At 62.8% G+C, this 16327-nt stretch carries 14 protein-coding genes; 9 read left to right on the forward strand and 5 right to left on the reverse strand.

The window, feature by feature from the left end; translation table 11 throughout:
• Positions 1-79: 79 nt before the first annotated feature.
• From ACIOMR_RS04200 to ACIOMR_RS04220, 5 genes are all read right to left on the reverse strand, one after another.
• On the reverse strand, positions 80-1468 hold the full coding sequence (locus tag ACIOMR_RS04200; protein ID WP_087694889.1) for an amidase: 1389 nt from the start codon (positions 1466-1468) through the stop codon (positions 80-82).
• Positions 1469-1649: 181 nt separating this feature from the next.
• Positions 1650-2477, reverse strand: a complete 828-nt coding sequence (locus tag ACIOMR_RS04205; RefSeq protein ID WP_087694888.1) for a hypothetical protein — start codon at positions 2475-2477, stop codon at positions 1650-1652.
• 3 nt (positions 2478-2480) lie between these two features.
• Complete coding sequence (locus ACIOMR_RS04210) at positions 2481-2669, reverse strand: hypothetical protein (protein ID WP_003208968.1); 189 nt, start codon at positions 2667-2669, stop codon at positions 2481-2483.
• A 122-nt stretch (positions 2670-2791) separates the two neighbouring features.
• The gene (locus ACIOMR_RS04215) at positions 2792-3370 is read right to left on the reverse strand and encodes a helix-turn-helix domain-containing protein (RefSeq protein ID WP_023658720.1); all 579 of its coding nucleotides are present in this window, start codon (positions 3368-3370) and stop codon (positions 2792-2794) included.
• The gene (locus ACIOMR_RS04220; RefSeq protein ID WP_177036918.1) at positions 3358-5313 is read right to left on the reverse strand and encodes an FAD-dependent oxidoreductase; all 1956 of its coding nucleotides are present in this window, start codon (positions 5311-5313) and stop codon (positions 3358-3360) included. Before ACIOMR_RS04220 ends, ACIOMR_RS04215 begins: the two co-directional genes overlap by 13 nt.
• Before the next feature lie 131 nt (positions 5314-5444).
• Here ACIOMR_RS04220 and ACIOMR_RS04225 point away from each other — a divergent pair, with 131 nt between their 5' ends.
• The 9 genes from ACIOMR_RS04225 to ACIOMR_RS04265 all read left to right on the forward strand — a co-directional run bounded on the left by ACIOMR_RS04225 (position 5445) and on the right by ACIOMR_RS04265 (position 16326).
• The gene (locus ACIOMR_RS04225) at positions 5445-6203 is read left to right on the forward strand and encodes a class II aldolase/adducin family protein (RefSeq protein ID WP_177022036.1); all 759 of its coding nucleotides are present in this window, start codon (positions 5445-5447) and stop codon (positions 6201-6203) included.
• A 41-nt stretch (positions 6204-6244) separates the two neighbouring features.
• The gene (locus ACIOMR_RS04230; protein ID WP_401192419.1) at positions 6245-6883 is read left to right on the forward strand and encodes a TetR family transcriptional regulator C-terminal domain-containing protein; all 639 of its coding nucleotides are present in this window, start codon (positions 6245-6247) and stop codon (positions 6881-6883) included.
• 154 nt (positions 6884-7037) lie between these two features.
• Positions 7038-7829: an enoyl-CoA hydratase/isomerase family protein gene (locus ACIOMR_RS04235; RefSeq protein ID WP_023658721.1), complete on the forward strand. Its 792-nt coding sequence runs from the start codon at positions 7038-7040 to the stop codon at positions 7827-7829.
• A 41-nt stretch (positions 7830-7870) separates the two neighbouring features.
• On the forward strand, positions 7871-9031 hold the full coding sequence (locus tag ACIOMR_RS04240; RefSeq protein WP_401192422.1) for an acyl-CoA dehydrogenase family protein: 1161 nt from the start codon (positions 7871-7873) through the stop codon (positions 9029-9031).
• A gap of 18 nt (positions 9032-9049) precedes the next feature.
• Positions 9050-11149: an acetate--CoA ligase family protein gene (locus ACIOMR_RS04245; RefSeq protein ID WP_401192425.1), complete on the forward strand. Its 2100-nt coding sequence runs from the start codon at positions 9050-9052 to the stop codon at positions 11147-11149.
• Between the two features lie 11 nt (positions 11150-11160).
• Positions 11161-12771 carry a 5-guanidino-2-oxopentanoate decarboxylase gene (locus tag ACIOMR_RS04250; RefSeq protein WP_008436054.1) on the forward strand — a complete coding sequence of 537 codons (1611 nt, stop codon included), beginning with the start codon at positions 11161-11163 and terminating at the stop codon, positions 12769-12771.
• 12 nt (positions 12772-12783) lie between these two features.
• Positions 12784-14370, forward strand: coding sequence for an ABC transporter substrate-binding protein (locus ACIOMR_RS04255; protein ID WP_401192428.1), 1587 nt, complete (start codon positions 12784-12786; stop codon positions 14368-14370).
• A 165-nt stretch (positions 14371-14535) separates the two neighbouring features.
• Positions 14536-15495 (forward strand): ABC transporter permease, encoded by a 960-nt coding sequence (locus ACIOMR_RS04260; protein WP_003208950.1) that lies wholly within the window; start codon positions 14536-14538, stop codon positions 15493-15495.
• A gap of 3 nt (positions 15496-15498) precedes the next feature.
• Positions 15499-16326 carry an ABC transporter permease gene (locus ACIOMR_RS04265; RefSeq protein ID WP_003208948.1) on the forward strand — a complete coding sequence of 276 codons (828 nt, stop codon included), beginning with the start codon at positions 15499-15501 and terminating at the stop codon, positions 16324-16326.
• Position 16327 lies beyond the last annotated feature (1 nt).

Here is a 16327-nt window from a genome sequence, read left to right on the forward strand (position 1 = left end):
TAGTTATAGGTCGTCCGAGCTCCAGGCCAAGAGGGCCCGGAGCTGGCGTGTGGGTGGGCAGTTCTTACAGCGTCAAAAGTCAGGAAGGATTCGGCCAGTGGTGGATTGCGCCACGCCAGCTCTCGTAGGTTTTAGCGATTTGCAGCAGCCATTGATCGGCAAAACGCGGGGCGATCATCTGCAGGCCGATGGGCATGCCATCGGCGGCGAAACCGCAGTTGATCGACAACGCCGGTTGCTCGCCCATGTTCCACGGCACCGTGAACACGATGTGTTCGAACGGCAGTTGCGGGTTGTTGCTCGGTGATGGCCACTCGGCCGGGAACGCATTGACCTGGTTGGTGGGGGACAGCACCAGGTCGAGTTCGGTGAACACCTGCGCGGCGCGGCGGCGCATTTCAAAGGTCTGGTTGAAACCCTTTACGGCTTGTACGCCGCTGATCTCGGCGCCCGGCGCGGCCCAGTCGCGGATGTACGGCAAGACCTTGTCGAACTGCTCGCTGCTCAGGGCCGACAAATCGCCCCACTGGCGGGCGCGCCAGAAATGGTCGAGGCCATCGAGTTGTGCGCGGTCCATGATTGGCGGGATCAGCGTGACCTTGGCGCCGTGGGCTTCGAACAGCCGCGCGGCTTGCTCCACGGCTTCACAGACGAAGCCTTCAGGCTGCATGCCTGCGCCGGGTTCAAGCATCAGGCCGACGCGCAGGCCCTTGACCGAGAGCGGCTGGTTACTCCACTGGGTGGTGAGCGGCGGCAGGCTGGTGGCATCGCGGGCATCGGGGCGGGCCAGGTGTTGCATCAACAGCACGCAGTCGTCGACGGTGCGGGTCATGGGCCCGGCGGCGCGGCCGGTGTAGTACGGGTCGATGGGGATGCGCCCCAGGGTCGGCTTGAATCCCACCAAGCCGCACCAGGCGGCGGGCAGGCGCACCGAGCCACCGATGTCGGTGCCCACGTGCAGCGGGCCGTAACCGGCGGCGGCCGCTGCGGCGGCACCGGAGCTGGAACCGCCGGTGTTGTTGGCGGTGTTCCACGGGTTGCGGGTGATGCCGTGGAAGCTCGACAGGCCGGAAGACAGCATGCCGAAGTCCGGGTTGGTGGTCTTGGCCAGGATTATCGCGCCCGCTTCACGCATGCGGGCTGCGGGCGGTGCGTCCCTGAGGGCCGGGGTCAGGCGGGTGGCCGCGCTGCCGAGGGGAATGGGCACGCCTTCGGTGGCGATCAATTCCTTGAGAGTCACCGGTACGCCATCAAGGGCGCCGTTGGGTTGGCCCTTGTTCCAGCGCTCGGTGGAGGCCTGGGCCTGCTGGCGCACCTGTTGCGGGTCGAAGGCATAGAGCGCGTTGATCTGCGGCTCCCAGCGGTCGATGTGGGCCAGGAGTTGGTCGTAGTAGTCGATGGGCGCGAGTTGCCGGCTGGCAAATTGCGCCAGCAGTTCGGCGGCCGTAAGGGTATGCAGGTCAGTCATCGAACGCTTCCTTGTGATGGGCCGGCTGGCTCATGGCGGGTTGCAGTAGGGACGACTATATAAACCCCGGTGTGACGCGGCCATCACAATCGATGCAGTTCAGTGTTGCGTTTTTGTGTGCACTGAAACCGGCGGGTAGATGTGGGAATGGCTGGAAGGTTTACTGTTTGGCGGGAGGACCTCAGGCGCAGGCACCTGGCGTCTTTTTCCTGCGTGCCGACTCACGACGATAGCTCCGGATAGGCTGGGGTTTCGCCCGTATGCGGGATTGGAAAGACATCCACGTCGCAGGGTCAAAGCGGGTGGCTGATACCACCGCTTCCTGGAGCAGCATGATGGAAATAGCGTCTGACGCATCCGGGTATTCAGTATCGAGGATGATTTCCAAGGTGTCCTTGTCGCGATAGCCGCTGCAGGTCGGAATCAGACTGAAGGCGTGATCTATACCTTCGGACTCATTCGGCTCGCAGATGGATGAAACAACGCCCACATAAACATTCCGATCGTTCAGCGTGAACATGCATTGAGAGCCGCGCGCAATGGATTCCCTGAGTAGGGTCCTGAGGGGGCGCCCCGTTAGAAGCTCGAGCATCAATTGCTGGTTCAGTTCCTCCTCTGAAGCAAGTTGCAGTCTTCGTCGACGCCAACGCACAAATAATCGCGCCCAGCAGTAGGGAATGATCATGGCTGTCAGGCCGACCTGGAGCAAAAATACCCAGAGGCCATGATTTCTCTCGGTGGCAATATCCAGCTCTATCAGCAGCTTGCCCAGATAAGCACTGTAATCAATGGGGATTGTCTGGCCAGCCAGTTGCAGCGGCTGTTTGGACAGGCAAAGAATCAAAGTGGTCAGTACGAACGACAGTACGAGGCAGGTCCAGCCTAATCTTGCGACCTGTAGATAGAGTAACTGGCCCTCAAAGCGGTGGAGGCGGCAGTAATGGCCGGGGTGTTTCAAACACACCAAATAGCCACTCACCAGTAACGGCAGTATCAGTAGTAGCCCCATGGGTTATTTGAATATCAGTTCACGTATCTTGCGCTTGTGTTCCTTGAACTCGGGTGAGTTGGCGATTTCCGCCGGGTCGACAGAAATACCCCACTCACCCACTATCCTCATGGTTTTGTACCGCTTGATAGCCCTGATATTTTCCAGATCTTCCTCAGTGGGTTTCTTGAACCACGCAAACGACTCAAACATGACCGGCACCCTCATAAAAAAGTAGTCGGTTTTATAGCAAGAGCCGTTTTTACCGACTACTGATGGCCCCCATCCAGAACTCCCCGCGTATCGTAGGAAACGTCCTTAGTTGCCCCAACGGTCTAAAACGTCGGCGGCGTAATCACCCAGATCACCACCGCATCCACCTTTCCGGGGTTGCCATAGCGATGGGGCTCACTGCTGGGGAAGCTGAAACTGTCGCCTTCAGCCAGCTGAAAATGCCGCTCGCCCACCCATAACTCAAACGTTCCGCTCAACACATAACCCGCCTCTTCACCCTCATGGCTATAGCTCTGCTGGCTATAGGTGCCCGGTGGAAAGCGCGAGTGCAGCATCTCCAATTGATGATTGGGCAGGGGCGTCAGCAACTGGTCGACGATCCCGTCCTCATAGTGAATGCTCTGGCGATTGTTCCTGCGCACCACAAAACCTTCATCCTCCGCTGCCGGCGTGGTCTCACTGGCAAAAAACCACTGGATCGTCACCCCCAGGCTGCGGGCGATGTTGAACAAGGCCGGGATCGACGGGTAGGCGAGGTTGCGTTCCAGTTGGCTGATATAGCCGGCCGTCAATTCGCTCATCTGCGCCAATTCGGTAAGCGTCATGCCCCGGGCCTTGCGCAAGCCGCGGATGCGGGTGCCGAGAAACAGCTGTGGCGGTTGGTCGTTCAAATGTCCCACGCTACTTTCAATCCTTCATAAATCGCCTCTTCGGCGGTACGCGGCGCCAGGCAATCGCCGATCCGCGTGAACGCCACCAGGCCTTCCAGTTCTGCGCCCAGAGTGTCCACCGGCTGGTGGCCCTGGCACAACACCAGGGTGTCGATATTTTCCAGCAGCATCGGCTCGCCGCTGGCGGTGTGTTGCAGGTAGACGGTAGTGTCGTCGCAGCCGTACAAACGGGCGTAAGGGATGATCGGAATGCCCAGCCGATGCAGTTCGCCGGCCAGTTGGTCACGCACGTACAACGGCAGGTTTTCCCCGCAATGGGTGCCGTTCACCGCCAGTTGCACCTGATGGCCGGCACGGGTGAGGCGCTCGGCAATGCCCGGGCCGATCCAGTCGCAACGCCAGTCCACGACGACCACCGAACGGCCCAGTTGCACCTCATCGCGCAGCACTTGCCAGGCATCCACCACCTGTAGCTCGCCGCCGCGTTCGAAGGCCGGCCAGTAGGGCTCGGCGCCGGTGGCGATGATCACCCGGTCAGGTTGTTCGCGTTCCACCAATGCGCGGTCGACGCGGGTGTTGCGCACCACGCGGACCCCGGCCAGTTCCATCTCGCGCTGCAGGTTGGTACTGGCCCCGCCGAACTCGCTGCGCCGGGGCAGTAACTGCGCCAGAAGCACTTGGCCGCCCAATTGGGCACTGGCTTCATACAAGGTCACCTCATGTCCGCGCTGCGCCGCCACCGCTGCCGCTTTCATCCCTGCCGGGCCGCCACCGGCGACCATGATCCGCTGGCGTCGCAGTGCCGGTTGCAGTTGGCCAAACTGCAATTCGCGGCCGGTCTCGGGATGCTGGATGCAGGAGATCGGCAGGCCTTTGTGGAAGTGGCCGATGCACGCCTGATTGCAGGCGATGCACGCCCGTACATCCTCGGCATGGCCGCTTGAGGTCTTGGCCGGCATGCGCGGGTCGCAGATCAGTGCGCGGGTCATGCCGCACACATCGGCCTGGCCGCGTTGCAGCATCAATTCGGCCTCCTGGGGCTGGTTGATGCGCCCGGTGACGAACAGCGGAATCGACAGGTGCGTCTTGAACGTCGCCGCTTCTGCCGCCAGGTACGCCGGGGCAATCGCCATGGGCGGCACGATATGGATCGCGCCGCCGAGGGAGGCCGAGGTGCCGGCGACGATGTGCACGTAATCCAGGTGTGATTGCAGCTGTTGCACGGCGGCCAGGGAATCCTCTTCGGTCAGGCCTTCGGGGTCGCGTTCATCGGCAGAAATGCGTAGCCCGATGATGAAGTGCTCGTCGGTTTCGGCACGCACCGTGGCGATGATTTCCCGCAGGAAACGCAGGCGTTGTTCCAGCTCGCCGTTGTAGCCGTCGGTGCGGCGATTCACCCGCGGGTTGAGAAATTGCGCAGGCAGGTAACCATGGCTGGCGACCACTTCCACACCGTCAATCCCGGCCTGATACAGGCGCCTTGCCGCAGCGCCGTAGCCGGCGACGATCTCGTCGATCATTGTCTGGTCAAGGGCGCGCGGCATCACCCGGAAGCGTTCGTTGGGCACCCCGGAAGCCGAGTAAGCCACCGCCAGCAAACCGGCGGCCGACTCCATGATTTCCCGCCCTGGATGGAAAATCTGCGACAGCACCACGGTGCCGTGGGCGTGGCAGGTTTCGGCCAGTCGGCGATAGCCGTCGATGCAGCTGTCATCGGTGGCCATCAGCACATGGGAGGTGTAGCGGGCGCTGTCGTGCACCCCGGCCACCTGCAACACAATCAACCCCACGCCGCCTTCGGCGCGTGCCCGGTGGTAGGCGATCAACTGCTCGTTGACCTGGTTGTCGGTGGGCATCGAGGTGTCGTGCCCGCTGGACATGATGCGATTTTTCAGGCGTTTGCCACGCAGTACCAACGGTTCAAAAAGATGCGGAAAGGCATGGGGCGACATGGTGCGAATACTCCAGGCGCTGTTGTTATTATTTTTCTATAGGAGGTCAGCCTCAGTAAAAAATCAACTTGTTTTTTTACTGGTGACTGGATTAGCGTCAACCACATCACCCACCCGCCTGGAGAATAAAAATGCCTGGGGCCACCGAACGACAGCTGCGCGAAGAGCTTGCCGCCTGCTACCGGCTGATCGCGCACTTTCGCATGAGCGATTTGATTTTCACCCATATCTCGGTGCGTATCCCGGGGCCCGAGCATCACTTTTTGATCAACCCCTATGGGCTGATGTTCGAGGAGATCACCGCCTCCAGCCTGGTGAAGATCGGCCTGGACGGACGTGCGGTCGAGGCTTCGGCCCATGGCGTCAACCCGGCGGGGTTTGTGATTCACAGCGCGATTCACGGCGCCCGCGAAGATGCGCAGTGCGTGCTGCACACCCATACCCGCGCCGGCTGTGCGGTGGCGGCCCTGGAATGCGGGCTGTTGCCGGTGAACCAGATTTCCATGGAGTTCTACGGCAAGGTCGCCTACCACGACTACGAAGGCGTGGCGCTGGACATGGACGAGCAACAGCGACTGGTGCGCGACCTCGGCGACAAGCCGGTGTTGATGCTGCGCAACCATGGTTTGTTGACGGTAGGGGAGACGGTCAGCCAGGCGTTCCTGCGCATGTATTACCTGGAGAAGGCCTGCGATATCCAGATCGCCGCCCAGGCGTGCGGCAAGCTGATCCTGCCGCCTGCGCACGTGTGTGAATACACCGAGCGGCAGTTCAATGAGCCAGGCCGGCCACTGGAAGAGGGCGAACTGGCAGACCCGGACGCCATGCAACTGGCATGGGCGGCATTGCTGCGGTTACTGGATCGGGTGTCGCCGGGGTTCCGGGAGTGAGGTAGAGTCGTCCAGCCGACTCAACCCAAGGACACCGCCTCATGACCCAGGAATCCCGTTTCTCCCGCATGGAACCGGAGTTGCGCAAGGCCAATCTGGTGCAGGCGACGTTGGCCTGCCTCAAGCGCGACGGCTTCCAGGGCGCGTCGATCCGCAAGATCAGCGCCGAGGCCGGGGTGTCGGTGGGGCTGATCAGTCATCACTACTCGGGCAAGGATGAGCTGGTGGCCGAGGCCTATCGGTCAATCACCCGGCAGGTCATGGACCTGCTGCGGGATACGATGGCCAAGGCGCCGCCCAGTCCGCGGGAGCGGCTGTCGGCGTTCTTCCGCGGCTCGTTCTCCCCCGAATTGCTCGACCCGCAACTGCTGGATGCCTGGCTGGTGTTCTGGGGGGCGGTCAAGACGGCCCCGGCGATCAACCAGGCCCACGAACACTCCTATGGCGAGTACCGCACCATCATGCGTTCGGCCTTGGTGGACATGGCCGGGGAGGAGGGCTGGAAGCAGTTCGATGCCGATTTGGCGGCCATCGCCTTGAGCGCCTTGCTCGACGGCTTGTGGCTGGAATCGGGGCTCAATCCCGGCACCTTCACCCCGGAGCAGGGCATCCAGATCTGCGAAGCCTGGGTCGATGGCTTGCAGTCGGGCGGGCGCAAGCGCTTCCAGATCAAACCCTGAACTGACGATTCCGCGCCGCCTGGACGCAATGTCCGGGCCGGCATTTTCCCCTCGAAAAATATTTGCAGTTACCCGATTGCCTCCTTACTGAACACTCGTTTAGTATCGCCCCATGTCGCACCCCTCAAGCCAATTAAAATAATTCGAGGATTCCATGACTACAGATCCGTCCGTGCTCACTCAGGTGCAGGCAGGCGTTGCCTGGATCACCCTCAATCGCGGCCCCCAGCGCAATGCCCTGGACATCCCGACCCTCAAGCACCTGCACGCCTTGCTGGACGGTTTCAACCGCGACCCGGCTGTGCGCGTGGTGGTACTGACCGGCAGCGGTCGCAGCTTCTGCGCCGGTGCCGACCTTGCCGAATGGGCCGATGCCGAAGCCCGTGGCGCCCTCGAAACCTACGGCTGGACCGAAACCGCCCACGCCCTGATGACCCGCCTGCACACCCTCGACAAACCTACCCTCGCCGCCATCAACGGCACGGCGGTCGGTGCCGGCATGGACCTCACCCTGTGCTGCGACCTGCGCGTCGCCGCGCAATCGGCACGCTTCAAGGCCGGCTACACCAGCATGGCCTACTCGCCGGACGCCGGCGCCAGCTGGCATCTGCCGCGCCTGATCGGCAGCGAGCAAGCCAAGCGCCTGCTGTTCCTCGATGAATTGTGGAGCGCCGACCGCGCCCTGGCCGCCGGGCTGGTGGGCGAAGTCGTTGCCGACGAGCAACTGCATACCCACGTCGCCGAGCTGGCCACGCGCCTGGCCAACGGCCCGACCTTTGCGTTTGCCCAGACCAAAACCCTCATCCGCGAAGGCGCCGGGCGCAGCCTGCCCGAGCAGCTCCAGGCGGAACTCGCCGCCGGCCTGCTGTGTGGACGCAGCGCCGACGGTGCTGAAGCCCTGCGCGCCTCGATGGAAAAGCGCCCACCGAACTTCTCCGGCAACTGATTCCCCTTCAAAACACCCTCGAACGATCGACAGGTAGCGCCATGAATTTCCAGCCCAGCCAAGAACAAGACATGTTGGTGGACGCGGTACACAGTTTTGTTGCCAAGGAGTTGTTGCCCCACGAGGAGGCGGTGGACCGCGCCGATGAAGTTTCGCCGGAGCTTGCCGCGCAGATTCGTGACAAGGCCATCGCTGCCGGTTTCTATGCCTTCAACATGCCGGAAGACGTCGGCGGTGGCGGCCTGGATTACCTGTCACAGGCGTTGATCGAGCGTGAGTTGTCGAAAGTCTCCTGGGCGCTGCATGTGTTTGTCGCCCGGCCGTCGAAAATCCTCATGGCCTGCACCGGCGCGCAGATTGGCGAGTACCTGTTGCCGTGCGTGCAGGGCAAGAAGATCGACTGCTTTGCCCTGACCGAACCGGGTGCCGGTTCCGACGCCAATGCGATCAAGACCCGCGCCGTGCGCAGCGGTGATGACTTTGTGCTCAATGGCAGCAAGCACTTCATCAGCCACGCCGGCCACGCGGATTTCGCCATCGTGTTTGCCGTTACCGACACCTACGAACACAACGGTCGCCAACGCAATGCGGTGACCTCGTTCCTGGTGGACCGTGGCACGCCGGGCATGACCATTCGCCGGGGCCCCAAGTGCGTCAGCAACCGCGGCTACCACACTTATGAAATGTTCTTCGACGACTGCCGCGTACCAGCCTCCAAAGTCCTCGGCGAAGTCGGCAAAGGTTGGGAAGTCGCCAATGCCTGGCTGACCGCAGGCCGGGTGATGGTGGCTGCCAACTGCGTCGGCCAGGCCCAGCGTGCGCTGGACGTTTCCCTGCAATGGGCGGCCGACCGCAAGCAATTCGGCCAGCCCATCGGCACCTACCAAGGCATCTCGTTCAAGCTCGCCGACATGGCCACGCAAATCCGTGCGGCCGAACTGCTGACCCTGAACACCGCCTGGAAAATGGACCAGGGCACCATGACCGACGGCGAGGCCGGCATGGCCAAGTTGTTTGCCAGCGAAGTACTGGGCAAGGTTGCCGATGAAGCGGTGCAGATCTACGGCGGCATGGGTTTGATGGACGAAGGCCCGGTGGAGCGCATCTGGCGCAACGCGCGGATCGAGCGGATCTGGGAAGGCACTTCGGAAATCCAGCGCCACATTATTGCCCGCGAACTGTTGCGGCCACTGTTGCGTTGATCGGGTCGGAGAACGCTTATGTCCCAGGCTATTCGCGACAATCTCAAGCGCCTGCTGGCGCCCCGTCACCTGGCATTCGTCGGTGGGCGCAGCATGGCCCGTGCCCTCAAGCGCTGCGCCGAGGGTGGTTTTGCCGGCCAGATGTGGCTGGTCAACCCGCAATATGACAGCCTCGATGGCGTTCCCTGCGTGCGTCGCGTGGCCGATTTGCCGTGCGGTCCGGACGCGGTGTTTATCGCTACCAATCGCGAGCTGACCCTGACCTGTGTCGCCGAACTGGCGGCCATTGGCACCGGTGGCGCCATCTGCTACGCCTCCGGGTTTGCCGAAACCGGCGCCGAGGGCCAAGCCTTGCAGCAACAACTGCTCAAGGCCGCTGGCGAGATGGCACTGCTGGGCCCCAATTGCTATGGCCTGCTGGATTACCTGCACAGCTCGGCGTTGTGGCCGGTGGCCCATGGCGGCAAGCCGGTCGAGAAGGGCGTTGCGGTGCTGACCCAGAGCGGCAACTTTGCCTACAACCTGTCCATGAGCGACCGTTCGCTGCCGGTGGCCTATATGGCGTCGGTGGGCAACCAGGCGCAGTTGGGGGTTGCCGAGTTGATGGACGTGCTGCTCGACGAGCCGCGCGTTACAGCGATTGGCTTGCACCTGGAAGGCTTGAAGAATGTGCCGGGGTTCGCCCGTGCGGCCCACAAGGCCCTGGAAAAAGGCATTCCGATCATCGCCCTGAAAACCGGGGTGTCACAGATCGGCGCCGAGTTGGCTTTGAGTCATACCAGTTCGTTGTCGGGTTCCGATGCGCTGTACGACAGTCTGTTCGCGCGCCTGGGTGTGATCCGGGTCAGCGGGCCGGTGAGTTTTGTCGAGACCCTGAAGGCGGCGGCCTGCGGTAATCTGCCGGCGGGCAACAGCCTGATCGCCCTGGCCTGTTCCGGTGGTGATGCCGGGTTGATTGCCGACTACGCCGAGCGCAACGATTTGAGCCTGCCGAAGCTCGACGAAGGCCAGCGTGAAGAGTTGGCGCAGGTGCTGCCCAGCTACGCCAACCTGGTCAACCCGCTGGATTTCACCACGGCCATCTGGGGCAACAGCGACGCGCTTAATACGATGCTCGACACGGCACTGCGCACCGAAGCGGATGCGGCAATGCTGGTGCTCGACTACCCGGCGGAATTTACCGGTGAGCGCAAGGAGTGCGACCTGCTGCTGGAGCTGTTTTGCAGCGCACTGGCTCGTCACGGCAAGACTGGCTTTGTCACCTCGGCATTTCCCGAATTGCTCCCGGCCCACGCTCGCGAGCGCCTGCATGCCCAGGGCGTTGCCGCGTTGCAAGGCGTGGAAGATGCGCTGGCGGCCTGGGGCCGGATTGCCGACTATCAAGACAATCGCCGGGCGTTGTTGGCGCGGGGTGAGTCGATACTGGTGCCGCTGTGCCCGCAAGCGCTTGAACAACACGGACAGTCGCTTGATGAGTGGGATTCCAAGCAGGCTTTACGGGCTTTCGGCCTGACCACGCCAGCCGGTGTCTTGAGCACTCCCGAGCGGGCCATAGCCGATGCCAAAGTGCTGGGTTACCCGCTGGTACTCAAGGCCGTCAGTGCCGACTTGCCGCATAAAACCGAAGCTGGCGCCGTGGCGCTCAACCTGCAGGACGGCTTCGCCTTGACTGCTGCCCTGGCTCATATGCGCGAGCAAATCGCCGCTTATGCGCCGGATGTGCCGTTCGATCAGCTGCTGCTGGAGTCCATGGCTACGCCGCCGCTGGCCGAGCTGATTGTGGGCATCAAGCGCGAAAACGACTTCGGCCTGGCGCTGGTGATCGGCGCTGGTGGAATCCTCGTGGAGTTGCTCAAGGACAGCCGCAGCCTGCTGCTGCCCACCACCGACGACGCAATCCGCAACGCCTTGCTCAGCCTGCGCAGCGCCGCATTGCTGCAAGGCTTTCGCGGACGCGAAGTGGCCGACATGGAAGCCCTGGTGGCGGCGATTCGTGCGGTGGCCGACTACGCCTGCGCCAACGCCGGGCAATTGCTGGAACTCGATGTAAACCCATTGCTGGTCAATGCCCGGGGCGCCACGGCGGTCGATGCATTGATCCGTCTCGCCCAGGCGTGAAGGAGATGACAATGCAAAGCAAAACCTTGACGGGCGGCCAGGCCCTGGTGCGATTGCTGGCCAACTATGGTGTCGACACGGTGTTCGGGATTCCCGGCGTGCACACGCTGGAGCTGTATCGCGGCTTGCCGGGCAGCGGTATTCGGCATGTGCTGACCCGCCACGAGCAGGGCGCCGGCTTTATGGCCGACGGTTATGCGCGGGTCAGCGGCAAGCCGGGGGTGTGTTTCATCATCACCGGGCCGGGGGTGACCAATGCCGCGACGGCGATCGGCCAGGCGTATGCCGACTCGATTCCGCTGCTGGTGATTTCCAGCGTCAACCACACCGCCAGCCTCGGCAAAGGCTGGGGCTGCCTGCATGAAACCCAGGACCAGCGGGCGATGACCGCGCCCATCACTGCGTTTTCGGCAGTAGCGTTGAGTGCCGAGGATTTGCCGGAGTTGATCGCGCGGGCCTACGCGGTGTTCGACAGTGAGCGACCGCGCCCGGTGCATATTTCGGTGCCGCTGGATGTACTGTCGGCGCCGATCAAACGGGACTGGAGCAATGAGGTGGTGCGCCGTCCCGGACGCGGTTTGCCATCGGCTGAAAGCCTTGATCAGGCAGTGGCAAAACTGGCCGCGGCCAAGCGCCCGATGATCATTGCCGGTGGCGGTGCGCTGTTGGCGGCCGATGCCTTGCAGCGCTTGAGTACGCAGTTGGCGGCGCCGTTTTTCAGCAGTGTCGCCGGCAAGGGATTGTTGCCGGTGGAGCATCCGCTGAATGCCGGTTCGACCCTGTGTGTCGAGCCCGGCTGGCAGCTCATCGCCGAGGCGGATGTGGTGTTGGCCATCGGCACCGAAATGGCCGATACCGACTTCTGGCGTGAACGCCTGCCGATTAATGGCGAGCTGCTGCGGGTGGATATCGACCCGCGCAAGTTCAACGATTTCTATCCTTGCGCCGTCGCGTTGCACGGTGATGCCCAGCAAACGACGCTGGCTTTGCTGGAACGCTTGCCAGCCACGCCGCGCAACGCGGATGCCGCCACCGCTGCGGTCGCGACGTTACGCCAGGCAGTCAGCAGCGGCCATGGTCCGTTGCAACGCATTCACCAGGCGATTCTCGACCGCGTGGCCGCCGAGCTGCCGGCCAATGCCTTCATCAGCAGCGACATGACCCAACTGGCTTACACCGGCAACTACGCCTTTCCCAGCAACGCCACCCGTAGTTGGCTGCATCCCACCGGCTACGGCACCCTGGGCTATGGCCTGCCGGCCGGTATCGGCGCCAAGTTCGGCGCACCGCAACGGCCCGGCCTGGTGCTGGTGGGCGACGGCGGCTTTCTCTACACCGCCCAGGAACTGGCCACGGCCGTGGAAGAACTGGACAGCCCGCTGGTGGTGTTGCTCTGGAACAACGACGCCCTGGGGCAGATTCGCGACGACATGCTGAACCTGGACATCGAACCCATCGGCGTACTGCCGCGCAACCCGGACTTTGCCGCCCTGGCGCGGGCGTTCGGCTGCACGGTCAGCGAGCCACAGAACCTGGATGAGCTGCAGACGGATTTGCGTAACGGTTTCAAGCGCAACGGCGTGACCTTGATCGAGTTGAAGCATGCCTGTGTGAACCTTTAGAGGAGCAACACCATGAGCGAAAACAACAACAAAATGACTCAAGCGATGCACCGGCGGGACTTCCTCAAGCACAGCGCCGTAGCCGGTGCCGTGGCCGCCGCGTTTTCCATGGGCCTGCCGCTGCAGGCCTTTGCCGAGGAGGCCACGCCCAAGCCGGGCGGCGTGCTGCGCATGGGCCTGGCCGGCGGCAGCACCACCGACTCCCGCGACCCGGGATCCTGGGTCGACACCTTCACCTTCGTCGGCTTTTCGGCGGTGTACAACACCCTCACGGAAATCGCGGTGGACGGCAGCGCCATCCCCGAATTGGCCGAAAGCTTCGAGTCGACGCCCGACGCGCGCACCTGGACCTTCAAGCTGCGCCAGGGCGTGACCTTCCATAACGGCAAAAGCCTGACCGCTGACGACGTGGTGGCCTCGATCAACCATCACCTGGCAGCCAACTCCACCTCGGCGGCCAAGACGGCGATCGGCGATGTGGCCAGTGTCAGCGCCAAGGGCAGCGATGCCGTGGTGTTCGAATTGCACTCGGGCAATGCCGATTTCGCTTATGTAGTCGCCGATTACCACCTGGTGATCATGCCCGCCAAGGACGGCGCCGCCGACTGGCAGGCCGGGATCGGCACCAGCGGTTATCGCCTGAAAAGCTTCGAGCCGGGCGTACGCATGGACCTGGAGCGCAACCCTGATTACTGGAAGCCGGGCAGGGCACACTTCGCCAGTGCCGAGCTGTTGGCGATTGCCGACGGCGCAGCGCGGGTCAATGCGCTGGTCACCGGGCAAGTCGACGTGATCAACAAGGTCGACCTGAAAACCGTGGCCTTGCTCAAGCGCAATCCCACGCTGGTCATCGAAGAAACCAAGGGCGCCCAGCACTACACCTTCCCGATGTTATGCGACAGCAACGAGTTCAAGAACAACGACATCCGCATGGCGATGAAGCATGCGATCAACCGCGAAACCCTGCTGGCCTCGGTGCTGCATGGCTATGGCCTGGTGGGCAACGACCATCCGATCCAGCCCGGCAGCCGTTTCATCAACGCCGCCCTGGAGCAGCGCACCTACGACCCGGACAAGTCGCGGTTCTACCTGCGCAAGGCCGGTGTGGAGTCGCTGAAGGTGCGCCTGCAAGCTTCCGATGCCGCCTACACCGGCGCGGTGGATGCTTCGGTGCTGTTCAAGGAGCAGGCGCGCCAGGCCGGGATTGATATCGACGTGGTGCGCGAGCCGGCGGATGGCTATTTCTCCAACATCTGGATGAAGCAGCCGTTCACCACCTCGTTCTGGTACAGCAGCCTGACTGCCGACCGCATGTTCAGCATCGGCTACGCCAAGGGCGCGGCGTGGAACGAAACCCATTGGAATAACGACCGCTTCAACCAGTTGCTCAACGCAGCGCGAGGTGAGATGAACGCGCCGCTGCGCCAGGAGATGTACAACGAAATGCAGAGCCTGTGCCGGGACGACGGCGGGGCGATTGTGCCGTTGTTCGCCAGCTCCGTGGCGGCCCGCTCGAACCGCGTCAGCCATGGACCGCTGACGGCGCCGTATGGGGAACTGGATGGGTTGCGGTTGATCGAGCGATGGTGGCAGGCGTGAAGATTTCAGAAACGCCACAAATCAATTGTGGGAGCGGGCTTGCTCGCGAATGCGGTGGATCAGTCTCTATCTGTATTGGCTGACACACCGCTTTCGCGAGCAAGCCCGCTCCCACATTGAACATTTGTCGCCTTCGAGAACATGCCCCACTCATGAGAACCGAACATGAATAGCCTATTCAAACTGGTACTCCAACGCTTGGCCCTCGGCCTGCTGTCGTTGTTCGCCGTCTCGGTGATCATCTTCCTGGCCGTGGGCATGCTTCCCGGCGATATCGCCCAGGCCATGCTCGGCCAGTCCGCCACGCCGGAAACCGTCGCTGCCTTTCGCGCCCAACTGGGCCTGGACCTGCCGCCCCTGAGCCGCTTCGTGCAATGGCTGCTGCGCCTCCTGCACGGCGACCTCGGCGCTTCCCTGGCCAACCAGCGGCCCATCGCCGAACTGATCGGCGCACGCCTGGGCAACACCTTGCGCCTGGCGGCACTGGCGGCGTTGGTCTCGGTGCCCCTGGCGCTGGTGCTGGGGATGCTCGCCGCGCTGTACCGCAACAGCTGGTTCGACCGCCTGCTCAACACCTCGGCCCTGAGTGCGGTGTCGTTCCCGGAGTTCTTCGTCGCCTACCTGCTGATCCTGGTGTTTTCGGTCAAGCTGGGCTGGTTTCCCAGCCTGTCCAACCTGGCGCCGGATGCCTCATTCGCCACCATTCTCGAACGTTCGGTGTTGCCGGTGGCCACCCTGAGCCTGGTGGTGATCGCGCAGATGATGCGCATGACCCGCGCCTCGCTGATCAACCTGCTGGCCAGCCCGTATATCGAAATGGCCCGGCTCAAGGGCATCAGCCAGTCGCGGATTATCTGGCGCCACGCACTGCCCAATGCCCTGGCGCCGATCGTCAACGTGATCGCGCTCAACCTCGCGTACCTGGTGGTGGGCGTAGTGGTGGTGGAGGTGGTGTTTGTCTACCCGGGCCTCGGCCAGTTGCTGGTGGACTCGGTGTCCAAGCGCGATATCCCGGTGGTGCAGGCGTGCAGCCTGATCTTTGCCGCCACCTACATCCTGCTCAATACCGGCGCCGATGTGCTGTCCATCGCCACCAACCCACGCCTGATGCATCCCAAGGGGTAGACCATGAGCCTTCTCACACAACTGGCCCGGGCGCCATTGAGCGCGAAGTTCGGCCTGCTGGTCATCGTGCTGTACGTGCTGGTGGCGTTGTTTGCGCCGGTGCTCGCACCTTACGGGGAAACCCAGGTGGTGGGTGACGGGTTTGCGCCCTGGAGCGGCCAATTCCTGCTGGGCACCGATAACCTCGGGCGGGACATGTTCAGCCGCCTGGTGTATGGGGCGCGCAACACCCTGGGCATCGCTTTTTTGACCACGGTGCTGGCGTTTTTGCTGGGCGGTTTGAGCGGCTTGATAGCCGCGATCAAGGGCGGCTGGGTCGACCAGGGATTGTCGCGGGTGGTGGATATCCTGATGGCGATCCCGCAACTGATCTTCGCCTTGCTGATCCTCAGCGTGGTGGGCACCAATGCCACCTCGCTGGTGCTGGTGATTGCACTGCTGGATTCGACCCGGGTGTTTCGGCTGTCCCGGGCCGTGGCGATGACCGTGGTGGTGCAGGACTTCGTCGAAGCCGCGCGCTTGCGTGGGGAAGGGCTCTGGTGGCTGGTCACCCGGGAAGTGCTGCCCAACGCCGCCGCGCCGCTGATTGCCGAGTTCGGCCTGCGCTTTTGCTTCGTGTTTTTGTTTATCAGCGCGCTGTCGTTCCTTGGCCTGGGCATTCAACCGCCCACCGCCGATTGGGGCAGCATGGTCCGCGACAATGCGGTGCTGATTACCTTCGGCGACATCAGCCCGTTGCTGCCGGCCCTGGCGGTGGCGTTGATCACCGTCAGCGTGAATTTTGTCGTCGACTGGATGCTGCATAAATCCAGCGGCCTGAAGGAGTGTTGAG

This window comes from Pseudomonas sp. NPDC087814, from assembly GCF_044742865.1.
Classification (GTDB): Bacteria; Pseudomonadota; Gammaproteobacteria; order Pseudomonadales; family Pseudomonadaceae; genus Aquipseudomonas.